Genomic DNA, 25,714 nt, shown 5'->3' on the forward strand with positions numbered 1-25,714 from the left:
TCCAGCTATCAGTTATTTTGTTTTGGTCCGTTCGCCTCGCAGCCCTAATCGGCGACGAGTGGCAGCGATATAGTTCATCCCCTGTTCGGCACTAACAGGCTTTGCTGTTGCCTTGTCGGGAATCGCCGATGCAATGGCCGCCTCAAGATCTTCCCCCCGCGCATAACGACGACAGATAATGGTGTAGCAGCGCTCAAAAACTTTGCGAAATTCCGACTCCACCAAAGCCCTCCGTTCAAACCGTGTGGCTCGAATCGCCGCTTTCACCACAAGATGGGTGGGACGTAACGCCACCGCCTGTCTATAGGCGGTCTCGCTATCCGGTAACCCAAGCATCTCGGGGGTGGGTCGACACCACTTGATAAATTGTCCAGGACTTGGGAAAAAAGGCGAATCCATCCGGCGCGCCATGCGCAAGCCAATCTGGATCTGCTCATCACGAGTTACGCCGTTCTCGATTAATGCCATTAACCACACCCGCTTCGCTGACTGCTCCGCGGTTTTGTTCGCAAATGCTTGCCGCCAAGCGGGGAAAGCTACTTTCAGTTGTCGCCAAATTTCGATAAAAAACTCACCGTCCGCAGCGCTTGGTGACAACGCCCCTGATTGCTCATCAGCCGGTATTGGATTCGCCTTCAGCTGAGCGATTGAGTTCTGAACCGTCTGCATTGCTAGTGCCCTCCATTGGTTGGTGAAATTGTGATGCCTTCCATCCAACTCATGTCATCGTCATTATCAAGGTCATCTAGTGCCTGAGGTTGGCTAAATGCCTTTAACCAAAGTTGCGAAAAACGTTTTCGCAGTTTTTCCGGGCTACGCACATTAGCTCGCTCAAAATCATCACGACAACACCAATCAAACAAGGCACAGATATCGTGATGAGTGAGTTTGTCGATACGTCTCATCCGGCTGATAGTCGTTGACCAATTCTTGAGATTAGGCGTAGGGACCTTACCTGGAAGATTTTCCTGCTGGTGAATTTGCACTACTCGTTTGGCCATCCACGCAGCTGTTTTTAAATCATCTGCATCAAAGTTAAATTTTGAATTGTTAAGTTCGGACTCACCCAAGTCCGAACCCAGTTCTTTACTCTGACTAGATTGTTTGAATGGTTGTTCTGTTGTTGCTATGGGATGGTGATCACAACCTGCAACACAAGGCTGATCACCACTCGGCCCGGCCCCCTTGTCCCCCAAAGGATCAGGTTGATCGCAAGGTGGTACAACAGCTGTCTCGGGGAAGTGATCGCCCGTCGCACTATATTGCGCCAGATCATCAGCATGTCTGGATGCAATCGCTAAACCAGCGGACTGATATTGGTCATAGTGACAGATCGTTACAATGGAACCAAAAGGTGTCCCCTCCATCTCAATGATGCCTTGAGACTTAAACCCATCTAGCAACCTTTTAACCTGCGCACGAGTCATCGGACGGTTATTTGTGTCTCGCAGTTCTTGGGCCAACTCACTGGCATTGACCACTAACTGTCCACGACTTAACTGCCAGTTCTTTGACTTATAACGGACTACCCTCGCCTGATGAGAAGCTCGTGCTAATAACCGAACAAACGCAGCTAATCGATACACATTCACAGACCAACCCTGTTCAAATAAACTTCGCCAGAGCACAATAAATCCACCCTGTTTATTATCCTGAACCCGTTGATCACTCGCCGCATCGGGAGCTATCAACTCAGGTCTAAGAGCAACGACATTACTCATTTTCATTTCACCTACTGCTTAAATTGAATCTTTTGCCACTTGATAAGAAGTTTTCACTCGTACTAGCCATAGCGAGCCACTCGGTATACCCAAAAACACTCAGCGATTTACTTGCTTTGTCGTGGCGCAGGTGGCGTCTTTGGCCTATGCTGATTGCAGTGATAAAGCGCGGGATCATATTCCAGTGCACCGTGAGTCAGCATAGCGATACGAAGCGCTTGTTTTTCTGGAATAATTTCATTCCATCGAGACACTGCTGGATGGGTGATATCTAACGCTAACGCAGTTTGAGTGACATAACCGAAATACCGTAAAACGCGTACCTTTTCGATAAAACTTCCTTATCAATTTAGGTAAATGTAACAAAAGGTACATCATTTAGCAAACACTTGTTACATTAACTTGATGTAACATTGGTTACACTATGAAAGAGATGCATGAGCGGATCCGCTCTCGACGGATTCAGTTAGGAATGACACAAGCTAGCCTTGCGAAAATGCTAGGGGTTAGCCGTGTCTCTGTAACTAAGTGGGAATCAGCAACAACCAAGCCAGATGGTGAAAACCTCCATCGGTTGGCCGATGTGTTAAAAACAACACCGGAATGGTTACTCTATGGAACAGGTGATACCCCCTCCGATGATATAACTGTAATCCCTAATGTATCTCAGTTACATGCAGTACCTATTATCTCTTCAGTTCAAGCGGGTTCATGGACAGAAACCCATGCCAGTGCAAAGCTGACCGATGTATTAGGTTGGAGTCATACTACGATGCACGTATCCGAAGAAGCTTTTGCTTTAACGGTTCGGGGCGAATCGATGACAAATCCGAATGGTTTGCCAACTATTCCTGAAGGCTCTACAGTAATCGTAGAACCCAATTATGGTTGTATCGAAGATCTATATGGAAAAGTTGTTGTGGCAATCTTAGATGGAACATCAGAAGCTACAATAAAAAAATTAATTTGGGATCCTCCTTATAAATACCTGATGCCTTTAAACCCCGATTTTAAACCTATCCAAATTAACGGAAATTGTCGAATCATCGGCAAAGTCGTTCAAGTCACCCAAAATTTATAACCTCAAGCCGACTTTCAGTCGGCTTTTATCCAGGAGCACCCAGCTCCGGTTACTCTATCCTCCTTTCAAGTGAAAATTTCATAACATGAGAGTCAATATCAGGGTTATTGAGGTGGCTAACTATCCCTTCTTGCCATTTTCTCACTTTATTCGGTTATCACTGACTAGGGACTGTTGACCTTTTGTGATTAGTTTTGCAGAAATCTGAGAGGGATTTAGGCAAGGCAAACGTTGTGCCGTGTAGTTATTCTCCACAAAGAACGTTTAACGCTGGATAAATTCCTCTCAGATACTGCCCTTGGGGTTCATTTAAACGCATCCTGAACTTTGTTGCCCCCTGCTTGCTTCACTCATTAAGCGACGCAGGAGGCGCCGCGTTCAAAATGCGTTTAATTTGAACAAAATTCAACCACCAAAGGTCAACAGTCCCTAGTTACGCTCATCATTAAATCAAGGCCACACCAATAATGCGATCAGAGTAAAGAGCCAGTAACCGATTTACTGGCTACCCTATTTTCAAATTAATCGACGAGTTTCGCAGACCGAAGTGCAGCTGCAATCTCTTCATGAGCGCCTTCTTTTAAAGGATGCAGAGGGCTGCGAACCGTTGCATGTTCGAGAATACCACGAGCCACCAACCCTTCTTTGAGAGCAACAGTACCTTCCATATGCGAACCTCGATGATAAACCGCCTGAGTTACCGGAAATAATCTATCGTGGATAGCACGAGCCCGAGGATAATCACGCGCTTTCCCTGCTGCAATTAATTCAACTAGTGGCTCTGGAGCAAGACCGCCATAACCGACAAGTGCCCCATCAACATCAAACATGGTGTGAAGCAAATATTCATCATGACAAGTTAAGATCGTTAGTTCTGGGCACTCACGACGAATAATTGGAATCTCGGTATCCCATCGGCGCATATTACGGACACCATTTTTCATGGCAATGACACCCGGCTGTTTAGCAATATCTAAAAGTGTTTGCAGACTATAAGTTGCTTTAGTGACATCAGGATATTGGAATAAGATGAGAGGCAATCCACTTTCTTCATGCACTCTTGCATAACGTGCTTGTGGCGCGCCATCCTGATACCCAAAACGTAACCAACCATGAGATGGATATAACAATCCTGCTGAAGCCCCCGCATCCAAAGCACGCTTAGCTTCTTTAGCAGCGACCATGTCTCCTTCTCCAGTAATACCGGCGATAATTGGAATCGAATCATTGACTGCATCTTTAAATGCACCAATGACCTCACATTGCTCTTGCGACGTCAAATAGGTGCCTTCACCTGCGTGTCCCAGAACGACTAACCCTTTAACACCATCAACACTTGCCAACCATGAACCTAAGCGTTTGATTGCAGGAAAATCAACACTGCCATCCAGAGTAAAAGGAGTTACAGGGGCCGGAACTAAGCCTTTCAGATCAATTTCACGTTTCATAAGATATTTCCCATATATTTACACTTGTCAGCAATATGAAAACGTTACTGCAAACGTTTTCATTTTTAGTGAATATACTTCGATTCGATGTCGATTCAAGAGAACATGCTAAGTATTGCCATTGAACTCACATAAATGAGTAGAATCACATGATCTTTTTATTTCCGTGATCTGGTGCTCAGAAATCATCCAATATATTCCTTTCAAAATAAATGAAGAAGAGTGAGCGGTAGCGCTAAAAAAGAATGAAGTTATAACAGAATAACTTCCTTGCCGATTGGAGGTAATGTCTTACTAATGTTATAATTAAACCCGTTTATTTACCGTAAAAAATTACTTAAATGAATAAGTTAACTAATTCAAAAGGCTCAACGAATACCCTCCCTGTGACTTTAAAAGATGTCGCAAGAGTTGCTGGTGTCAGTATCTCAACAGTATCGCGAATACTAGATGAACGATTACCTAAATCCAAAAGTAAATCGGCAGAAAAAGTGAGAGCTGTAGCAAAAAACCTTGGCTATACAAGAGATGTCATGGCCTCTAGCCTCAGAAGAGGGGGAACGGGGACCATAGGTGTATTAGTTCCTCATCTGACTGATACTGTAATGGCAATTTTATATGAAGAATTGGCAAAAGTGGCTCAGCATAATGGCTATTTTACGGTTGTAGCTACTTGTGGTGATAGTTTGGAAGAAGAGGAAAAAGCGATTGAATCTCTTCTAGGCAGACGTGTCGATGGACTCATACTTGCGACATCTCGATTGGATCATAATTCGACAGGAAAGCTAAAGGATTTAGGCATACCTTACACATTAGCCTTGAGAACAGATAATGAAAGTGCTTCTGTTGTAGGAAATGATATTCATGGTGGATATATTGCGACTCGTCATTTGCTAGATCTGGGTCATACGAGAATCGGGATTGTTGCTGGACCTAATTATTCATCTAATTCATTGGGACGAACAAAAGGATATGAAAAAGCATTAATCGAAGCAGGTCTAAAATTTTCCCCACAATTATGTATTCAATCACGATTCGATTTTGAATCTGGAGAAGCTGCAGGCCATGTACTTTTTGCCCTAGAGGATCGACCAACAGCAATTTTTGCGGTTACGGATAATCTAGCCTTGGGTGTTATGTCCGCTGCGAAAAAGTTTAACTTACTACCAGGTAAAGATTTTGCTCTAATTGGTTATAACGATACGCCCGTGTTAAGCATGCTACCGACTCCTATATCGTCTGTCCATATACCTTTAGATTTTATTGCTTATAAAGCGATTGAGCTTTTATTTGGGGATAGAACCCAAAATATTGTAGAAGTGATGCCAAGCTTAATCCCAAGATATTCGTCAATTGCTTATAAAGGGTAAACTTTTAGTTAGATAACAAAGCATTACGTTTAGACAATCACTTTTAAATTATTATAAATAAAAATAAGCCTCTAGGGCTCTAGATACTCTCAGTCGCGCTGAAAAAAGTTCTACCTTTCAGGCTCACTCAGATAGCTCTCTGTTAAGATCATCGTTGCGCCTAGCATTATTAACTGAACAACCCTATGTCCCAGCTATGGAGCTGACACATCACTTGCTCGCTCGGTGATGAATAAATACTTTGCCCCCTCTGGCGGCTTCACTCAATATTTCCTTTTACATCGTCACGCGCTTTAACTCTATTTCTATTTTCAGCTTACAGAAACTCCGCTTTTAGGCCATTTTTCACTACCTTTGCTCTGCTCATTTAACCTAATATTTATTTATAATCACTCTTCCGAACAAAGCCCATGACAATATTCAGCGACTTAGTCAATCAGTTTAGACTTTAAACCCTCTGTGTAATATGTTCTGCTCATGTGCTAATCCCTTATGATTGAGTTACTTAAGTAATAACTGAGTCCTTATAAAAGTAAGGACTTACAAATATGACATGATAAGCAATTTAAATGCTCTTAAAAGTTTTTGAATCAAACAATTTTCGTCAAAAATAGTGCCAAAAGCAGGACTCTTGGCACTATCACAGCTGTGCAACTATAGTAATTTTACGATCAACCGAAGAGACAACAACACGATTACCAATATTCCTATAGAACCAAATACTTTATGGATAATCTTGTTAGCCAAACAGCCCATTATGTTTTTCTTAGAAGAAAGAATAAATAATAAAATTCCTAGAAAGGGAGCCACAAGAACCGTCAAAGCTTGTGCTACTATTATTAACTTAATTGGGGAGCCATTATTGAATATCGCTACCAATGCTCCAAATATCAGAATTCCATAGACAAAAATTTTAACTTTAGAGCAAGATAATTTGTTGCCCCAGCCGATCGAATCACACAATAATGTCCCCCCGGCTGAAGCATTGGCCGCCATAGAAGAGAAAGCTGCAGCAAAAAAGCCAATACTAAAAACCATTGCCCCTATTTTCCCGGATAATGGTTCTAGAACCTTAGCAAGCTGAGTAAAGTTATTGACTGTTTCACCGGTTACGTTAAAGACAGCAGCTGACACAATAATAACTAAAATGGTCATAACTGCAGTTGCTATATTTCCGGGGATTGTATCAGCTATCGTAAGCCCCTTATATTGCTCAGGCTTAAGCCCTCTTTCATGAATTGAATATCCACTATAAAATGCAGAATTTATTGAAAAATTCGTTCCAATTAAGGCAATAAGTAGATATCCAGCGTCAGATGGTATTGAAGGAATAAATCCCAATGAAACATGCACCCAATTTGGGTCACTTAGTACTGCAGATCCCAAAAACCCTAATGACATTATTGCTATTAATGCAATAAGCATTTTCTCTAACGCCCGATATGCATTTTTCATGGCAATTAAAATGCCGACGGTCACAGTGGAAGCTAAAACCCAGGCACTAACTGACCCTCCAAAGAGTAGCTGTAGAGCGATTCCTGACCCGACCGCGTTTCCAACAGAAAAACATAATGTGATAAAAAATACGCCAACTCCTGCTAATACACCGATTTTCTGTCCAAGATGCTCCTTTATTGTATCTATTAACGATTGCTCTCCAGTAGCAAGACCGATCCGAACAGACATATCATTATAAAAAAACATTAAAACACCGGATACGACTATCACCCAGAGAAGGTGATATCCATACTGACTCCCAGCTTGCACAGCAGATGTCAAAGCTCCAGGACCAAATCGCCATGCACCAGCAACAAATGCAGGTCCCATTAAGAGCAAAACTCTATACCAATTAGATGTTCTCTCACCTTGCTGATACGAGCTTCCTTCGACTTCAGCCGTTTCTATTCTCATCTTAGATGCCATATCGTACCTACAATTTTTCACGTTTGAATTAAATATCTATAGGGTGGCTAGAATGACTTCGAATCTAGCCTTATTATTAATTAATCCAGCAGGCCGAACATACTTGTCGTAGTAGCGTTTTTTCGGCGCTCCTTCCTGATCCCCAAAACTTAATCAACCATGAGATGGATACAACAATCCCACTGAAGTTCCTGCTTTCAGCGTACGAAAGACTTTACATGGCCCCTCCACATCAAATAGGTATTCACCTGCTTATCTGAAGAAGTAGCCTTTTAACGTCATCAACACTGACCAACCATAGACTTATGCGTTTGATAACTGGAAAATCAACGTAGCCATCCAGAATGAAAGGAATCACAAGACTGATACCAAGCCTTTCAGATCAATTTCATGTTTCATAAAATATTTTTCACTGATTCACATTAACCATAAATGAAAACGTTATCGCAAACGTTTGCACTTATGGCGAATATACTTCGATTCAATACCAGTTCAAGAGAACTCGCTAAGTATTGCCATTGAACTCACAAAAACGACACTATTTTCCAGTATCTTTTTTAATGTGAGCTCGAGCATGGAAAATGATGATGAATATGCTATTGGTGCAGATTGAATGCCCTTGAAAATTAAAGAATAATTAGACTCTATGGTGTTTCCTAATTCAATAATATTTATAATCAACCTCTTCTCGGTGTGATGAGGCTCAATTAATAGCTGGACAAACTCATTCATATAATAATTATGAATCGCCACTGATGTACTAAACAGTTTTGAGTTACCTAAATGAGTCAATAAAGAAGTGTTCATGAGCTATGAAAATTACCCGCGGAAGAGGTCAAAATCGAAGTAGTTAAACAAATCACCATTGCCTTTATCACTTTACGACAACCGTTGTTCAGCGCTTGGAACGCCTCTTATCATTCTTATACCTGAATTAAACGCTACGTCCTAATTCTGAGAGGCATTCATATTTGCATGCAGATATATCGTGGTGCATAAAAAAATAACTAATGATTTATTCAGAAGAAAAGCCAAAACAGCAGAACCCCAAAAAGTGCTGGTTGCTGCGATATTAGAAGCCTCGATTCATATTTTAACGCAAGAAGGAACCAACCGTTTTACGAGTACAAGCGTGGCCGAAAGAGCAGGAATGAGTGTCGGCTCCCTCTATCAATATTTTCCCAATAAGGCCTCTATTCTGTTGCAACGAGTGGCAAACACGCCCTCCTCTGGCAAGGCTCCATGCCACGACTGGCTCATTTATCCACTCAGAATGTCATGAATCGGGGTCATAAGGCATTGGCGGATACCTCAGCTTTATACCGCGATAACCAAGAGTTCAGCGCAGCCAAGGCCGAAAACAAAATGAATATCAGACCTTTTATCAGCGAATTACTCCCCTACTCCGGCCAAGAAACCATAAAATTCGTTGAAGATTTAGCATTAACAGTGGTCACTAGCTTTGTGAAAACAATTTTCTGAAGAGATAGAACAGAGGAACAAATCAACTGCTATAGCACAGCACAGTCCAACATCTTAGCGCGACAAATTAACACCTATCGCTAAAAGCAAACACTACGAAGCCCATTCCTCACAAAAAGTAACTAAAGGTACAATTAAGCTCGCTCCAAATCGTCGCTCAAAGGGCCAAACGATGTTCCTTATAGTACAACATGATAGTAACGATATAATTGACTCTCTAGAGACTAAGAAATCGTGCACAATGAAGGCTGTCATAATGTAAAAACACCATCGGACGGCATAAACTCAGCGAGCATTTCGCTCACAAGCCCGACACAGATATTCCCCAGGTGTCATCCCAACCATCTGCCTGAAGTCACGATTAAAATGGGCCTGATCATAATATCCTGATGCATAAGCGATATCTGTCAGCCTTTCAGTGGTCGGCTGGCGATGATTGAGCATGCGCCGAACCGTGCGAATGCGTTGCAATCGGATGAACTGTTTGGGAGTCAGTCCAACCCACTGCCGAAAATAACGTTCCAGTTGCCGGCTCCCCAAGGCGGACCATTTGGCAACTGCATTAACAGAGCATAAGTACTGGTTCTGCTCAAGCACTCTCAGTTTCTCCACCAATCTGGCGTCCGGACAAGATGCCCGATAGAACAACGCTTCAGCCCATGTTTCCAGCAACGCGACCCGTTCACAACTATCTGTCGTTAGCGCAAGTTGCTGTGCAATCTGACAGGTTCCTAACCGCAGCTCGGAATCACTTTCTGCCCCATAAAACCCCACCAGCGCACTCATTGATTGCCCTGATATCCCGGCAGCCATTCCCCTGACAAAGCGTATCCCGACAAGATCGGCCTTGCCGTGTACAGCAAATTTCACACTCTGCAAACCGGGACCCGAGACCAACACCGCAGAGCGATACGGTAATCCGTTCAGCATGACGGAGGCCTCTGTCAGATTAAATATAAATCCCCAACCCCCTTCTGGGTGCATCAGTTCGAAAGCGTCATGGCTGGATCTGAAATCACCCGCTAGCTGCCAGATACACTGAATAAACGGGCGAAGTCGGAGTGATGACCGGCTGCAAGTAAAACGACCTGCCTGAATAACCGGTAATCTTTCCATTGTTCCTGAACTCCCAGCAGATGTCGCAATTTTACAATTCACCATCAGTCACAACGAATATCCTGAATCCGTTTTCTAGTCAACAGGAGTATACCGTGACCTTTCGTCTCAACTATTACCAAGCATCTCCCGATGCCATGCAGACCATGCTCAATATAGAAAAGTTTATTCGCACTCAGAGTACCAAGCCAGAGGGAGTATCGCAGCAATTACTGGAGCTGGTTAAAATCAGAGTTTCCCAGATGAACGGCTGTGCCTATTGTCTGGATATGTACACACAAGATGCAATGGCCGCCGACGAATCCTCTCAGCGGTTGTTTACACTTAGCGCTTGGCGCGAAACACCTTTTTTTAACCGACCAGAACGCGCTGCTCTGGCATGGGCTGAAGCTCTGACCTCGGTAGCTACCGCACCTGTTGCTGCGTCGACATACGATGAGATCCGAGCGCACTTTTCCGAGGAACAAATAACTGTTCTGACTCTCGCCATCAATACCATCAACAGCTGGAACCGCTTTGCTATCGGCTTAGGCGCCGATGTCGGCAGCTATACACCCGGCCAATTTAAATAACAGCCACAAGGGGGCTTATACCAGCCCCTTTGTATTGTTGAGCGGCGTGCTTTTAATATGTTTTTAAACACCGTTTTTAGCCAATATCAGGCACTTTATTGAGTCATAGATGCTTAGAATATTTTCCATTGAACGCGACTATCTAGCTGTTGAAAACTATTTTTTATAACGTCATACACCCCAAGAGGGAAGAACATGAAAATGGAAATTTTAATCCCGGCAACATTGCTTATCGCAGAACCTGCATCAAAGCGAATACACAAATGTTCATTTTTATCACTTCGGGTATTTGCGGTTAAAACTTCTTTAAGAAGCAAGGATTCATGAGGCAACGTCTTGGGGGGCCACAAGACTGTTGGGGGGTTAGGCATCTTCAAGCATGTTGACATCAAACCCCAATGACCCAGACGGTTAGTGATTTTGAGCTGATGTAATAACAATATTCCAGTGACATTGGATGGTCTTTCTCAATAAGCAAGTACTCAACCATGACGAGTTTTTTAATGCGGTCAACGCGAATAGTTTTTAACTGTTTCGATATCCAAACTGTCTATCCAGAAGAGAGCATCAAACAGAGCTCTTTGAGTCAAAAAACGTTCTCTATCCCGCCCCATCGGATATCCACATCGACCTTTACTCTAGAGCTATTCTTTTTACGGTCGTTAAACTCAATGGGCCATTCCGTAACTGCAATGTTGACTGAGCAAATTTAAAGCGTCGGCTTCCATTCGATTCTTCTCGTTCCATGCCGGTATCAATCATTTCTTACCATTAATCCATACAACATTTTTTATATTTCTTGCCACTACCACATGGACATGGCTCATTTCTACCTACCGGTTTAAAGGTGTTCTTTTTCGAAGAGCTTTTCACCAAGTTCATCCCTTTTAATATCATTATATCGTTAATAGGATATCGATTAAAAACTAGCTCACGTATTTTATCCATCGTTTCAGCAACATGGTTGAAATAATGTTTATAACCTTCACAAAAATAGTTGTGCCGAGGATGTCCCGATGGCGAAACATTAAAACGATGCTTAGGACATCCGCCATTACAAGCAAATAAAAATGCACAATTTTTACAATCTAACGTGAGTAAGTCCTTCTTATTCTGTCCAAATTCTATTGCCTGTTGACTATTATTCATTTCTTTAATAGGAATATCATGGATATTCCCAAGCTTATGCTCGGGATAAACAAAATGGTCACAGTTGTATAGATCACCATTTGCTTCTAGCGCAAAAGAATGACCACATGTTTCTGAAAATATACAGATTCCTGGGTGTTCACCACACCAAGAAGAAATTGTATTATCAAACGTTTGGACAAACACTTTCCCCACATCTCGGGTTACCCATTCATCAAAAATAGAGGTCAGAAAATGCCCATATTGAAGCGGTGATACAGACCAAGAAGTGACATCGGCTTCGACTCTATCCGGCGTAACTAACATTAAACCATCTTTGGGATCTTCTCTTGCTGCACGTTCTACCAATGGTATGAACTGCATATATGTTGACCCTATTTCCTTCAGAAAACGGTATACCTCCACCCCATGTTCAGCGTTGACATCACTGATTACCGTTAATGTAGTAAATTCCACATTATATTTTTTAAATAAATCAACCGCAGCCATAACTTTATCAAAGCTACCACGTTGGGCACGGTTTACTCGATAATGATCATGAAACTTTTGAGGGCCATCAATAGACAAACCAATTAAAAACTTATTTTCAATGAAAAACTCGCACCATTCTTCATTAATTAATACACCGTTGGTTTGAAACGCATGAGAAATACATTTACCTGCACCGTATTTTTCACATAACTTTACAACTTTCCTAAAAAAGTCAACTCCCATTAAAGTAGGTTCGCCACCTTGCCATGCAAATTGCACATCGACGCCACTTTGTGCTTCAATATATTGGTATATATATCTTTCTAAAGTTTCATCTGACATTTGCCATCGACTTTGATCAGGGTAAAGTTTTTCTTTTTCTAGATAAAAGCAATAACTGCAGTCTAAATTACATTTAGAACTACTCGGCTTACTCATGATAACGCACTGTTGAACGGCATCCATAATTAACCCCAATCTTAGTATATTAAGAACAATTTATTGATTAAATAAAAGATATAAAATACAGCAGATAAAATTAATATTGAACTTAGTATCTTTTTATTAAAGGCGAAAGGACCATAAATTAAACTCATTGAATTTTTAATATTACGACTGAGTTCAATCGTTGTCATAATACTCATAAAAACTGTACCAAATAGTAAAGCTATTGCAGATATAACTAAAAAAACATTTGAGGATACTAAGCCAACACGACTAATTGCCGCAACAATCACCACTGTGGATAACAGTGTTCGCCACCAAGATAATAGTGTACGTTCATACTGAAGACCAGGCGTTTCCATAAGATCACCCAACAACAATAACCAGCATTATCATGAAGGAAATACCGCCAAATAATAAGCTGATAACCTTCATAATCCAAGGATAACTCAGTGGTTTCTCAGCTCGCATGGCGAATTCATTCTGGCTCCAACGAATATAAGCCCAACCCGCAACAATAGCAGAAAAACCACATAAGATAACTGATAATATAATCCTCAACATTGGCGTTCCAAGATTGACCGACAATTGGTCAATCGCAATAGCACCCGCTAAAATAGCAATAGCAGTGCGAATCCATGCAAGGTAAGTCCGTTCATTCGCTAATGAAAAACGATAATCAGGATCTATTCCATCTTTTTTCCAACTCATATCAATTAATCTTACTCCTAATATTAATTTTCGATGATTTCACCTGATCAAAGCAGTGTTTTAATGCTTCTGTATATAAAACATCAAGTAAATACATTTGTGAGATACGAGTGCCAATCGAATCTCCTTGGTACAATTCACCTTCTGAACTGTTTTGCAGTACAATTTGCGCTAGTTTACCAATTGAAGATTGCGGATTTTGTGTAATTGCAAGAATAGTCGAGCCATTTTGTTGTGCCGTTTTTGTCGCTTTAATCAAATCTTCAGTCTCCCCTGAATGTGAGATCACGACAACCAGATCATCGGGCTTACTATATTGAACTTTATAGTACATCGTATGTTTCTCATTAAAGCTATTCGCATCAAAACCAATACGATTGAATTTATAACCAGCCTCGATCGCCGATAACCCAGAGCCTCCAAGACCAATAAAAAATAACCGTGATGCTGCTTCTAAGGCAGTGATTGCTAACTGTAAAACGTCTATATTTAATAAAGCTTTCGTATCTCGAACACTATAATTAATAATCGATTCAACTTTATCAATCATGACATCTAGTTTGTCTTCAATATAGATATCCGGGGAGATAGAACGACGCTCTACTTGTGAAGATTCAATCAGTTCTCGATGTAGTGTTTCTTTAAAATCTTGAAAACTAAGCCCACAATATTTTTGACAAAAACGAATAACCGAAGCATCACTTACCCCAATCACTGTTGAACACTCACGTGCAGAGGCATGAACGAAATAACTGGGGTCCTCAATAATCTTATCCACAATCAAAGATTCCGCTTTAGTCATGGAAAAACGTGCATTTCTTAGTTTGAGTAGTAGCGGAGCTGGAGACATAAGCTAATAACATTTGTATAAATAAATTCAATTATATCACCACAATGTAGCAGTTGCTACATTGTGGTGATATTGTACTGAGCTATAAACGCTTTCTTTGAGCTCAGAGTAATAATGCCAGGCTTCTGCTCCAACGGTAGAATAACCTCATGAGAAGGGGTCGTGATCCCAAAGCAAGGCTCAATACATATAAAATCGGCCCCTGGTTTTTTCCAAATCACTATATAAGGGACATCAGGTATCGAGAGAGCCAGTTGTCTGCATGGACTTCTCAACGTAATCTTCTGTTTTTGAACATTCCTTAAGTATATTGCTCCCCTATTAAAATCGATTGATTCTAATTTAAGTTCACCATTCATAGGGATAAGGGCCTGTTTTTCGAAATCCACAGTCCCACTATCGCCATAATAATAACCATGGGGTGCACGCTCGAACCTCACCGTCGCATGACTGCCTATCGCAAATGCCGGATGAAACCCCAACGAAAATAATAAATCCTCGGCCTGGGGGTTAGTCACATTAAACGTCACCTGAACCGTCTCATGCTCTAAACGATAAGTGACTAACAAATTAAAATGATACGGATAATTCTGCCAAGTAACACTGTCATCGCTAAGCCCCAGAGTAATACTATCTGAGCGATGTTCTCTTAACTCAAAATAGCTATTCCTAGCGAATCCATGCCTTGGCAATTGATACGTTTGCCCTGCGACCTCATATGCACCTTGAGACATATTCCCAACGTTCGGAAATAAAATAGGCGCCCGACCTTGCCACTCGTTTCCCTGCCACATCTGTTCTACACAATGCTGTTTACACCAGATGGACACAATTTCTGCGCCCAACGGCTTTACCTCAACAGACAAGTAATCATTTTCAATAGAGTAACTTTCTGCCATCAATTATATCTCATGGCAAGATTGAGCTGATATATAGACTTTTTAAGAAGCTCTCCTTGGTAGAGTGTTCTCGCAAAACCATACACCTGCTCAGGAGTAATGACGCTTTCGTTACTGCTGTCTAGTAACGCCATTAAAGCTTTGCGGTCTTGCTCTGGATGCTCGCTAATGTGACTCAGAACCTCTAACCCTTCGGCAACACAATGATGGCTAAGCTTATAATCTTTATAAGAAGAAAATTGATATTCATAATAATCTTGTTTTTCACGTCTAAGAGATTGTTCTGAAATATCATCCAGCATATAGCGTTGATATAACTCGCTTGGCGCTTCATTATCAATCAATAGCTGTTTAATCTTCGTTAAGAGCAATACTTCTAATTTGCTATCATCTAATGGATTAGTTTGCATTTTATCGGCTTCAATATCGAACAGTTTGTCACCAAATCGATAAGAATTAGTGTAATTTACCGCCGTCGGTATTTTCATTAGAGGTGCATAATCAGTAAACGAAAAACCTTCGCATAATGTTGTCTGTTTCAGCTGTTCCATTTTGAACCGACTATCAATTGCGGTTGGCATTAACGTATATTCATACTGAGAATTCGTTCTTTCTTTGGGCGCTCGCATATAAACATATTGCCCATCAGTAATATTTAAATGCGCGCCAAAATACCCAAATAAAGCATGCGTGCGGATAGGCTTTTTATCTCGTAATGCCGAATATAAAGGACGGCCATGCATATGCGGGGGCAAATCATAGCCAAAGAAATCCAATAAAGTTGCCGGTACGTCAATAAGCTGACCTAACAGGTCCGTTTCGACACCTTGCATCTGCAAACGTGGATCCCAATAAAAGAATGGCGTATGAGCAACTTCTTCATACAAAGGCATGATATTTTTACCCCACCAATCATGCTCACCTAACAAAAACCCGTGATCAGTACAGACCATCAGCATGGTGTCATCCCAGAGCTGATGTTCATCGAACAGATCGAGCACCTTACCCAAATAGCTGTCACACATAGTGACTAATGCCTTGTAGAATTTCTTTATCAGCTCTTGTTTTTCATGTGAATCTGTATTCGCGTTATAATACATCCAGCCATTAAAATCTGATTGCGTACATCCATACATCTGCAAATATTTTTCTGGAACAAAAAACGGCTCGTGGGGATCAAAACATTCTAATTGTAAAAACCAATTGTCTTGCTCTAAATTCTTCCTTATAAATTCAAGCCCCTTTTCGATCGTTCGATTAAGGGTATGCTCGACTTCCGTTTTCATATAATCACGGTTGATCATATCTTGAGCTATACGCTTTTTGCGTCGCTCCACCACGGCTTGCTCTTCCTGCCCTTCCGCATCGTAAACAACATCTGGCTTTTCAACATGCCCTTTCCAGGCATCACCTTCTTGACCACGCACAAATTCAAAAGTGGTATAACGCGTATGATAAGTGGCGCCACCATCGCGCCAATAATGTTTATGATCCGTTACTAAATGCGTATGAATTTTATTTTTTGATAAATATTCAGGCATTGAGAAATCAAATGGTTCAATAGGCCCCCAACTTCTATGGAGAAAATTGTAACGCCCTGTATGCATATCTCTTCTTGCCGGCATGCAAGGCATACTACCGACAAAAAACTTATTAAACTGAACAGTTTTTTGCGCAAGGCGTTCAAAATTAGGTGTAATCGCATCTCCACCATACGTTGATAAATGATGGCGTGTTAATGTATCAAACATGAGAACTACTGCTTTCATTTTTTAACCTATATAATCATTAACTTATTTTGTTGTATTAGCGATTCATATATTCATCAAGTTGGTTTTTAATCACCGTCACTTGAGGCCCAAATATAACCTGAATACCATCACTTTTAATCACAGACGCGATAGCTCCATATCGTTTAAACGCCTTATCTTCTACACTACTCATATCTTTGACGTTCACTCTTAACCGAGTCGCGCAACAATCTAAATCGATAATATTATCTCGACCACCAAAGGCATCTATAATCCCTTTTATTTTGTCATCGGTACCCAATTTAGGTGTGTCACTTCCTGCATCTTGCGCATCATCTTGAACATCGGATTCATAGTCATCACCACGGCCTGGAGTTTTTAAATCTTTCCACGTAATTAAGACTCGGAAGCCAATATAGTAATAGGTAAACATAAACGCCCCTACCGGGAACATCATCAAATAGTTGGTTTTAGCATTACCTTGCAAAATACCAAAGAGAGTAAAGTCAATGACGCCACCAGAGAATGTCATACCTACGGTGATATTGAATATATTGCACAACATGAACGCAAGACCGACCCCAATCACATGAAATACATACAAAATCGGAGCCGTAAACAAGAAAAGAAACTCAAGAGGCTCTGTAATACCTGTGACAAAAGACGTTACAGCTGCAGATAACAAGATACCAGCCACTTTTTTACGGTTTTCCGGCTTCACACAGTGATACATCGCTAATGCGGCGCCCGGCAATCCGAACATAAAATCAGCAAAGCGCCCAGACATGAACCGAGAAACCCCCTCGTAATACTTAACAGTATTTGGATCTGCAAGTTGCGCAAAGAATATATTCTGAGTGCCCTGAACTAAATGCCCATTAACAACCGCCTCACCACCAACACTTGTATACCAAAATGGCATATAGAAAATATGATGTAGCCCTAGCGGTAATAATAATTTTAATATTACGCCAAATGCGAACGTTCCTGCATACCCGGTTTTTTCAACTAATACGCCTAAACCAGAAATACCTGATTGGATAAATGGCCAACAAAAATAAAGTAGAACACCCAAAAAGATAGAAGCAAAAGATGCAACAATAGGGACAAAGCGAGAACCGCTAAAAAAGGCTAACAAAGAATGCAGTTCTACTTTGTAGTACCTGCCATGCACAACGGCCACAAGTAAGCCGCACAAGATCCCACCGAGTACCCCGGTTTGCAAGGTCTGAATCCCCAAAACCATTGCTTGACCTACTTCTTTCAGGTTTGTAGAGGCTAACGTTCCATTGATGGTAAGCATTGCGTTGATAGTCACATTCATAATCAAGAATGCCAATACCGATGCAAGACCAGCCGTACCTTTATCTGATTTAGCCAGACCTACCGCCACACCAACACAAAAGAGTAAAGACAAATTAGCAAAAACAATCTGACCTGCACTTCTCATTAAAATAAACAGAGATTGCAAGAAAGGAACATCCAGTACTGGATACATATGTACAGTGTGTGGGTTGGAGAATACGCCACCAATCCCTAAAAGGAGACCAGCAGCAGGCAGAACTGCTATCGGTAGCATAAATGCTTTTCCTAAGTTCTGTGCTCTAGAAAACAGCTTGAATTTTTTCATAGTAGGGCCTTTGCTCCATTATATTGTTCTAGAGAGCATTATATGAACGAATGTAGCAAACACTACATTATTTTTATAAAAAAGTGATCTTCGCTACATTTTAATTTCTAACACATCGTCTGATGTGTTAACTAAGTCAAATCAAATAGCCAAGAATAAGTGTAGAAGAGTGCATAAAATGCGTTGAGGTACGGGTAACACGATAGGTCATGTTGCCATGCGTACATTTCGCGCGTGTTTTATCAACTTATAAAGCGGAAAATGTATACGGGCCAAAAACAGCGAAGATGAATGTGTTTGGTTGAGAGGAACTATTTTGCCCCAAGAGCAATACCATTCTTATAAGAATTATCACCAATAAAGTACGCGTGTCCGCCCCACCTTAGGTCACCTTCAGACATTATGGCAGTGATATACAGGCGTATGATTACTCTATAAAAACAAATTCAGAAATTCGGTCACTCACCTCGATTATTGATATTAAGCTGCCTATGTGTAACGGTCAGCAACACAAGCCGGGAGTCTGCTTATTTGCAGCATATGAGCGAACAATCCTTCCCTAGAGCGGCCTCACTCAGGTCTCATGACCTCATCTGGCTGCAAAACTCCGTTTCGGTGCTATATCGAAGTTATGTCGCCTAAGCCCGTAGCTCGGTCAGCAGCGCAGCGAATGCCGGGAGTTCTGCTTATTTCAGCATACGAGCGAACAATCCTTCCCTGGAGCGGGCTCACATCAGTCATCCATGACCTCATCTCCTTAGGCTGCGAAACTCCGTTTCGGTGCTATATCGAAGTTATGTCGCCTAAGCCCCGTAGCCCGGTCAGAAGCGCAGCGAATGCCGGGAGTCTGCTTATTTCAACATACTAGCAAACAATCCTTCCCTAGAGCGGGCTCACTCAGGTCTCATGACCTCACCTCCTTAGGCTGCGAAACTCCGTTTCGGTCCTGCGTCGCCTAAGCTGCCTATGCGGCAGTGAACGAATATAAATAATGGCAACACTTTATCGTAGTTTTCTAAGCTGCCTATGCGGCAGTGAACTTTTTCTAAACAACTAGCGACTTCTTTGCAATTTTCTAAGCTGCCTATGCGGCAGTGAACAGTTGATAACTTCGAGGTCGTTTCTGATGATTTTTCTAAGCTGCCTATGCGGCAGTGAACATTGCGTACAGCGCTGCGAGTACCCATACGACTTTCTAAGCTGCCTATGCGGCAGTGAACGTGGTAGACATAAAAGTCAACATGTCTAAAGCTTTCTAAGCTGCCTATGCGGCAGTGAACTAGAAAAAGATAGCATAAAAATTCTTTTTAACAAGAACTTACCCCGAGAAACCCTCTTGACCCTTATTAACAAGGGTATACAATAATTAATTGTTTTTATTGGATTTTTTCAATAGCCAAAAATAAAGGGGTTAAACTTGGGTTGCTAGCTTAACTATTTCATAAATACCATTGTGTTAATAATCGGTCGATGTAAGTAGAGCAACTCACTATAAGAATCCTAAACATTATGGCAGAATTATGTAGTGAACGCTCCCAATGGCCTTTCCCATACCGAGTGTAAAGTTTTCTATTTATACAGTGTCTTGGATAATAAAATGGTTCCTAAATCATCAAAGCTAAGAGTCGCTCGCCCAACCGACAACTTAGCCAAAATCACCGAAATGTATATCACTGGGCTCGGTTTTAAATTATTGGGCTCATTTACCGATCACAATGGCTTTGATGGTTCGATTATTGGGCATGATGGACATAACTATCATCTAGAGTTCACTCATCATAATGGAACCACGGTGGGGTCTGCGCCGACTCAGGATAATTTGCTAGTTTTCTATATCCCTGAACAAGATGTTTGGCAACAGTGTTGTCAGCAAATGCAGACCGCTGGATTTACCCTAGTGCCTGCTTATAACGATTATTGGGATGTCGTAGGTAAAACATTTATGGACATTGATGGGTATCGAGTTGTTCTGCAAAATAGAGAATGGACTTTATAAAAGCGCACTTCATACTCTCATACTTGGATTTTTTAATATCAAGATAGACAGCTTCGCGACTTTGTGTCGTTGCCGCTATCTTCCATACATAACATGGGACTTCTCAACAATCGTCTTGACGACTCTAACCTATCATTTTTTAACGCCCCAGAAGACTAATGCTATAACAGCCACACCATTTGATAAAAAATTGTTAAAAATATAATTAATAACAAATAAGTTACTATAAATTATGATATCTGCTTCACATTTTATGGTGAAATTAAGAGCGATTGAGCGATAAAAAATGCTTCCCTCAGAATTAATGACCTTTATTTGTTAAAATTATGTTATATATTTGCTATTAAATCTGATTATATATCTTTAAAATCGTAGTTAAATAACTACGTTCATATACATAACTATATTTTTAATATTTTTTAACCAAAATTTAACATAAAAAGAACCCATATCACATTTCCATATCGGATGAATAGTAAACAATCTGCAAAATTGCATACTTCCCTACAAGCTCATGCTTTCAGTACAAAGGTGAGCGATGCGTACCTTGCTTAAACTGTCGTCAGGTACCCTACAACACAACTAATTCATAACAGATAAACAAAGCCCCTTTTATCCAGCAGAGCTTTGTGAGGATAAGGATATGAACTCTGTCAGTATCAATAAATTAGTAAAATTTAACCTATTAGCCCTGACCGTACTCTTTTCGGCCGGGTCTATCGCTCAAACAAACATTGCAGTCGTTGAAAAAGTAACAGGCATTCCTTGGTTTAAGCGGATGGATGTTGGCGTCGACCAAGCCGCTAAAGATTTAAATATTCATGCCTACTCGGTTGGTGCCTCCACCCCAGACCCAGCGCAGCAGGTGAAAATCATTGAAGATCTTATCGCTAAAAAAGTAGATGGTATCGTCGTTGTCCCTAATGACGCCAAAGTGCTACAGCCAGTTCTCAAAAAAGCCAGAGATGCAGGGATTGTGGTAATTACCAACGAAGCGCCTGGTAGCGGCCTAGGCAACTGGGATATTGAAACCATCGACAACCAGAAATATGCTCAGGAAAATATGGATGCCCTGGCTAAATCAATGCATAAAAAAGGGGGATACGCTATCTATGTTGGTTCTCTCACCGTTCCTCTGCATAACACATGGGCCAACATCTCAATTAAGTATCAAAAACAAAAATATCCCCAAATGCATGAGGTCACCAGTCGCCTTCCTGTGGCTGAAAGTATTCAAAAATCCTATAACGCCACTCTGGACTTGATGAAAACCTACCCTGATTTCAAAGGTGTGATTGGCTATGGTTCATTGGGCCCCATCGGTGCTGGCCAAGCCGTAGCCCGCAAACACGCAGCTAAAAAAGTATCGGTGGTTGGGATCGCCATTCCAGCCCAGGCGGCACCGTATCTGGCTCGAGGCGATATTAAAAAAGTATTTTTATGGGATCCAAAAGACGCCGGCTATGCCGCGGTCACTGTGGCAAACATGTTGATTCAACATAAAAAAGTGACGGATGGCCTCACGATTAAAGGATTAGGAAAAGCCACCATTGACCGCAAAGATCACGTGATCCGCTTTGATAAAACACTCGTAGTTACCAAAAAGAATGCAAAAACCCTTGGCTTTTAATTTCCAGATCCCCTCCTCGGAGGGGATGAAAGGGATTCAATTATGGAAGAGTTTATAAATCTTAAACATATCAGCAAAAAATTTCCGGGGGTAACGGCTCTCAACGATGTCAGCTTATCGCTGCATAAGGGAGAAGTGCACAGCTTTGTGGGCCAAAATGGCTGCGGGAAAAGTACCTTAGTAAAAATTATATCCGGCGTTTATGCCCCTGAACATGGCGGTAGCATAGAAATTGACGGTGAGCAGCATACGCGTCTTTCACCCGTGCAATCACAAAAATACGGTATCCAGATTATTTACCAAGATCTGTCATTATTCCCAGCCCTTTCGGTTGCGGAAAATATTGCTTTTCACATGATGTTACCAGGTGGAAAACTGTTTAAAAATCAGAAGAAAATGGTAGCTCGAGCCAAAGCGGTAATGGCGCAGATTAATATTCATCTGGATCCCAATTTAACGGTTGAGGATCTGACGATTGCCCAACAACAACTGGTTGCAATCTGTCGCGCGCTCGAACAACAAGCCCGCGTGATTATTATGGATGAGCCAACCGCGTCATTAACCAGCCAGGAGATCCGGGACTTATTAAAAATCATCGCAGATTTGAAAAGCTCTGGTACCACAATCGTTTTTATCAGCCATAAGCTGGATGAGATTATGCAGGTCTCAGATCGCACCAGTATCATCAGAGATGGCAAGTTAATTGGAACGTATGCATCGGATAGTCTCGATAAAACTCGTCTAACTGAACTCATGATTGGCAAAAGTATTGAGTCATCCCTAACGCCAACAACAGCCCGGCAAGAAAAACTATTAGAAATTTCCAATTTGTCTGTCAAAGGAAAATTCAACCACATTGATTTGACCCTTTATAAAGGTGAAATCGTGTCAATTGTCGGCCCATTAGGTTCTGGGCGAACAGAGTTATGCCAGACTATTTTTGGCATGCTGGCAACAGACTCCGGCCAAATTCAATTAGAGAATAGTCCCGTTAGGCTCAAGTCAAACCGAGATGCGATCGACAAAGGAATTGCGTATGTCTCAGAAGATCGGATGAATATTGGATTAATTATGGATTATCCAATTATTGAGAATATCTTGGCGACCATATTAAAAAGGATAAAAAACAATATCGGCCTGATTGATAGAAATAAATCAGAGACATTAGTCAATCAATTAGTAGACGATTTAAATATCAAAACCACCAATATTTATAACCCCACGAATACTCTGTCCGGAGGAAATGCACAACGAGTTTCAATTGCCAAATGGGTTGTTACTCGGCCCAAATTATTGCTACTTGATTCTCCGACAGTTGGTGTTGATGTTGCCAATAAAGACGAAATTTACAATATTGTCAAACAACTAGCCAAAGAAGGCATTGGCGTTCTGATGATTACCGATGAAGTGGAAGAAGCCTACTTTAATAGTAACCGGATTATCCACATGAAAAACGGCGAATTTATTAAAGAATATTCCCCCTATCAGTCGAGTATGGAAGAGATTACAGAGGCAGTCTATGGCTAACAGTATCACTTCAAATTTTTTTAAACGACAAGAGTTTTTTCTCGCCGGTCTGGTGATTGTTCTATGCATTATCATTAGCACAGTCAATAAAGACTTTTTTTCTATCGATAATGTTCTCGATATTATCTCTAACTATTCGATGTTAGGGATACTCGCTTGCGGACTTGTAATCGTGCTGATTTCCGGAGGAATTGATATTTCCTTTCCGGCAACTACAGCAACTTGCCAATATTTGATGGGCATCTATATGCTTCACCATAATGTTGGATTCATAAGTATATTTGCCGTATCAATTATAGTCGGAATTGCCCTTGGCATACTCAATGGGCTCATTATTTACTACACGAAAGTCCCCTCTATTATTATCACCATTGCCACGATGAACATCTTTTATGGATTTCTTATCTATTTTTCAGATGGCGACTGGCTATACAATTTTCCTGACTGGTTCATGAATGGCATTAATCTTATTCCAGTTAAAGTGCAGGGATATACCGATTATCTAATTACGTTACCGATCCTATCGGTGGTAGCTGTGTTTCTATTCAGTTACATATTTATGAATAAAACCCGGTTAGGAAGGCAAATATTTGCGGTCGGTAGCAATGCAGAATCAGCACAACGGCTGGGTATCAGCATTCGTAAAGTCTACTTATATGTCTACGGTTACATGGGAGCTCTTTCAGGGATTGCAGCGGTGAGCCAAGCTCAGATAGCACAATCAGTTGCGCCTAACTCGATGTTTGGTTACGAGCTCACCGTACTCGCGGCCGTCGTTATCGGCGGTGCCAGTATCCAAGGAGGAAAAGGGACCATTCTGGGAACCTTGCTCGGCGTTATCCTAATCGCAGTCATCGACAATGGTCTAACACTGCTCGGCGTATCCTCTTATTGGCATTCAGTGATCACCGGATTGATCATAATAATCAGCATCATTGTGACAGCCATGCACAATAAAAAATCCAGGAGCTTAGTATGAATCTGCTGACATCTATCAAACGAGAGCCCGCTTATCTGGTCCAGATGATTTTATTAGCCACCATCTTAATCGTGTTTTATTTTGTCATGGGCAACCAGTTCTTTAATCAAGGCAGCTTGAGTTCGATCCTTTCACAATTGCCGATTATTACCCTGCTCTCTTTAGGAATGGCAGTCAGTATGTTATCCGGAGGAATTAATTTATCCATTGTATCGGGAGCCAATGCGAGCGCCCTTGCCTGCGCTTATTTTATTACTGCTCATACAGACAGCACGACCTATCTTTTTATTGGCCTGTTCATGGGATTACTGGTCAGTCTGATTATTGGGTTCGGCAATGGCATTATTATTTCTTATTTTAGAGCCTCGCCAATTCTCGTCACATTAGGGACGATGGTTTTAATTTCTGGACTTAACATTCAGATCAGTGGAGGTAAAGTTATTTCAGGTTTTCCACCCTCCATACAGGCCATCACCAATAGTAGCTTTTTAGGTGTTCCTTACTCAATATTCATTCTGCTTGCTTCATTTATATTTATTTATATTATTTTAAATAAAACAGCGCTTGGAAAATCAATTTATCTCATTGGTAAAAATGAAAAATCAAGTTTTTATAGTGGTATTAATGTTAGTAAGATAACGATCATCGTATATATTATTTCTGCGCTCTTCAGCTTTTTGGCTGCAATTATGATGATGTCGCAATTTAACTCTGCTAAAGCGGGGTATGGAGAGTCTTATTTACTGACAACTATTTTAGCTTGCGTATTAGGTGGTTTAAATCCAGACGGCGGATTTGGTCGAATAGCTGGTGTATTCATATCCCTTATTATACTCCAGTTGATTGAAAGTGGATTCAATATACTAGGGATCAGCAGCCAGCTCACTATGGCGATCTGGGGCATTACACTGATTGCTTTTATCTTCATCAAACGAATTTTATTTAAATCATAAGGTAATAAACT

At 41.2% G+C, this 25,714-nt stretch carries 22 protein-coding genes and 1 CRISPR repeat array; of the genes, 9 read left to right on the forward strand and 13 right to left on the reverse strand.

The genetic code is table 11. The annotated features are described in order from the left end of the window. Positions 1 to 12: 12 nt before the first annotated feature. The 3 genes from EV690_RS05455 to EV690_RS05465 form a co-directional block, all read right to left on the reverse strand. A complete protein-coding gene (locus EV690_RS05455) occupies positions 13 to 669 on the reverse strand; it encodes a replication protein P (RefSeq protein ID WP_131911896.1) in 657 nt (218 codons plus the stop codon). A 2-nt stretch (positions 670 to 671) separates the two neighbouring features. Further along, positions 672 to 1,721, reverse strand: a complete 1,050-nt coding sequence (locus EV690_RS05460; RefSeq protein ID WP_131911897.1) for a hypothetical protein — start codon at positions 1,719 to 1,721, stop codon at positions 672 to 674. Between the two features lie 107 nt (positions 1,722 to 1,828). Continuing rightward, on the reverse strand, positions 1,829 to 2,053 hold the full coding sequence (locus EV690_RS05465) for a Cro/CI family transcriptional regulator (protein WP_131912156.1): 225 nt from the start codon (positions 2,051 to 2,053) through the stop codon (positions 1,829 to 1,831). A gap of 101 nt (positions 2,054 to 2,154) precedes the next feature. On the opposite strand from EV690_RS05465, the gene EV690_RS05470 reads away from it, so the two are divergent. Next, positions 2,155 to 2,802 carry a LexA family protein gene (locus tag EV690_RS05470; protein ID WP_131912157.1) on the forward strand — a complete coding sequence of 216 codons (648 nt, stop codon included), beginning with the start codon at positions 2,155 to 2,157 and terminating at the stop codon, positions 2,800 to 2,802. 521 nt (positions 2,803 to 3,323) lie between these two features. Here the strand turns inward: EV690_RS05470 and EV690_RS05475 are convergent. Then, a complete protein-coding gene (locus EV690_RS05475) occupies positions 3,324 to 4,250 on the reverse strand; it encodes a dihydrodipicolinate synthase family protein (RefSeq protein ID WP_131911898.1) in 927 nt (308 codons plus the stop codon). Between the two features lie 341 nt (positions 4,251 to 4,591). Here EV690_RS05475 and EV690_RS05480 point away from each other — a divergent pair, with 341 nt between their 5' ends. Continuing rightward, positions 4,592 to 5,620 (forward strand): LacI family DNA-binding transcriptional regulator, encoded by a 1,029-nt coding sequence (locus EV690_RS05480; protein ID WP_131911899.1) that lies wholly within the window; start codon positions 4,592 to 4,594, stop codon positions 5,618 to 5,620. 654 nt (positions 5,621 to 6,274) lie between these two features. Here the strand turns inward: EV690_RS05480 and EV690_RS05485 are convergent. Next, positions 6,275 to 7,543 (reverse strand): Nramp family divalent metal transporter, encoded by a 1,269-nt coding sequence (locus EV690_RS05485; RefSeq protein ID WP_131911900.1) that lies wholly within the window; start codon positions 7,541 to 7,543, stop codon positions 6,275 to 6,277. A 988-nt stretch (positions 7,544 to 8,531) separates the two neighbouring features. Here EV690_RS05485 and EV690_RS18600 point away from each other — a divergent pair. Beyond that, the gene (locus EV690_RS18600) at positions 8,532 to 8,825 is read left to right on the forward strand and encodes a TetR/AcrR family transcriptional regulator (RefSeq protein WP_317986175.1); all 294 of its coding nucleotides are present in this window, start codon (positions 8,532 to 8,534) and stop codon (positions 8,823 to 8,825) included. Positions 8,826 to 9,310: 485 nt separating this feature from the next. Here the strand turns inward: EV690_RS18600 and EV690_RS05495 are convergent, their stop codons facing one another. After that, positions 9,311 to 10,141, reverse strand: a complete 831-nt coding sequence (locus EV690_RS05495) for a helix-turn-helix domain-containing protein (RefSeq protein WP_165872665.1) — start codon at positions 10,139 to 10,141, stop codon at positions 9,311 to 9,313. A gap of 137 nt (positions 10,142 to 10,278) precedes the next feature. Between EV690_RS05495 and EV690_RS05500 the strand changes: the two genes are divergently transcribed. Beyond that, a complete protein-coding gene (locus tag EV690_RS05500; protein ID WP_396022832.1) occupies positions 10,279 to 10,713 on the forward strand; it encodes a carboxymuconolactone decarboxylase family protein in 435 nt (144 codons plus the stop codon). A gap of 771 nt (positions 10,714 to 11,484) precedes the next feature. On the opposite strand, the gene EV690_RS05505 is transcribed toward EV690_RS05500, so the two are convergent. Genes EV690_RS05505 through EV690_RS05535 form a run of 7 tightly spaced genes read right to left on the reverse strand, consistent with a single transcriptional unit; the run spans position 11,485 to position 18,618 of the window. Further along, the gene (locus EV690_RS05505) at positions 11,485 to 12,798 is read right to left on the reverse strand and encodes an anaerobic sulfatase maturase (RefSeq protein WP_131911903.1); all 1,314 of its coding nucleotides are present in this window, start codon (positions 12,796 to 12,798) and stop codon (positions 11,485 to 11,487) included. A gap of 14 nt (positions 12,799 to 12,812) precedes the next feature. Further along, a complete protein-coding gene (locus EV690_RS05510; RefSeq protein ID WP_131911904.1) occupies positions 12,813 to 13,139 on the reverse strand; it encodes a DUF202 domain-containing protein in 327 nt (108 codons plus the stop codon). A 4-nt stretch (positions 13,140 to 13,143) separates the two neighbouring features. Continuing rightward, entirely contained in the window at positions 13,144 to 13,488 is a 345-nt protein-coding gene (locus EV690_RS05515; protein WP_131911905.1) for a YidH family protein, read from the reverse strand. A 1-nt stretch (position 13,489) separates the two neighbouring features. Continuing rightward, positions 13,490 to 14,338 carry a MurR/RpiR family transcriptional regulator gene (locus EV690_RS05520; RefSeq protein WP_131911906.1) on the reverse strand — a complete coding sequence of 283 codons (849 nt, stop codon included), beginning with the start codon at positions 14,336 to 14,338 and terminating at the stop codon, positions 13,490 to 13,492. Positions 14,339 to 14,394: 56 nt separating this feature from the next. Then, complete coding sequence (locus EV690_RS05525; protein WP_131911907.1) at positions 14,395 to 15,237, reverse strand: aldose epimerase family protein; 843 nt, start codon at positions 15,235 to 15,237, stop codon at positions 14,395 to 14,397. Then, entirely contained in the window at positions 15,237 to 17,006 is a 1,770-nt protein-coding gene (locus tag EV690_RS05530) for a sulfatase (RefSeq protein WP_131911908.1), read from the reverse strand. The genes EV690_RS05525 and EV690_RS05530 overlap by 1 nt, the downstream gene beginning before the upstream one ends. A gap of 37 nt (positions 17,007 to 17,043) precedes the next feature. After that, a complete protein-coding gene (locus EV690_RS05535; RefSeq protein WP_131911909.1) occupies positions 17,044 to 18,618 on the reverse strand; it encodes a PTS transporter subunit EIIC in 1,575 nt (524 codons plus the stop codon). Positions 18,619 to 19,570: 952 nt separating this feature from the next. Continuing rightward, positions 19,571 to 19,898: direct repeats of the CRISPR family, unit length 28 nt; unit sequence TTTCTAAGCTGCCTATGCGGCAGTGAAC. A 317-nt stretch (positions 19,899 to 20,215) separates the two neighbouring features. Here EV690_RS05535 and EV690_RS05540 point away from each other — a divergent pair. The 5 genes from EV690_RS05540 to EV690_RS05560 all read left to right on the forward strand — a co-directional run bounded on the left by EV690_RS05540 (position 20,216) and on the right by EV690_RS05560 (position 25,703). Continuing rightward, positions 20,216 to 20,614, forward strand: coding sequence for a VOC family protein (locus EV690_RS05540; RefSeq protein ID WP_131911910.1), 399 nt, complete (start codon positions 20,216 to 20,218; stop codon positions 20,612 to 20,614). 643 nt (positions 20,615 to 21,257) lie between these two features. Then, positions 21,258 to 22,244 carry a substrate-binding domain-containing protein gene (locus tag EV690_RS05545; protein ID WP_131911911.1) on the forward strand — a complete coding sequence of 329 codons (987 nt, stop codon included), beginning with the start codon at positions 21,258 to 21,260 and terminating at the stop codon, positions 22,242 to 22,244. A 42-nt stretch (positions 22,245 to 22,286) separates the two neighbouring features. After that, entirely contained in the window at positions 22,287 to 23,771 is a 1,485-nt protein-coding gene (locus tag EV690_RS05550; RefSeq protein ID WP_131911912.1) for a sugar ABC transporter ATP-binding protein, read from the forward strand. Next, the gene (locus EV690_RS05555; protein WP_131911913.1) at positions 23,764 to 24,750 is read left to right on the forward strand and encodes an ABC transporter permease; all 987 of its coding nucleotides are present in this window, start codon (positions 23,764 to 23,766) and stop codon (positions 24,748 to 24,750) included. The genes EV690_RS05550 and EV690_RS05555 overlap by 8 nt, the downstream gene beginning before the upstream one ends. Beyond that, positions 24,747 to 25,703: an ABC transporter permease gene (locus EV690_RS05560; protein WP_131911914.1), complete on the forward strand. Its 957-nt coding sequence runs from the start codon at positions 24,747 to 24,749 to the stop codon at positions 25,701 to 25,703. Before EV690_RS05555 ends, EV690_RS05560 begins: the two co-directional genes overlap by 4 nt. Positions 25,704 to 25,714: the final 11 nt, after the last annotated feature.

It is taken from the genome of Celerinatantimonas diazotrophica, from assembly GCF_004339545.1.
Classification (GTDB): Bacteria; Pseudomonadota; Gammaproteobacteria; order Enterobacterales; family Celerinatantimonadaceae; genus Celerinatantimonas; species Celerinatantimonas diazotrophica.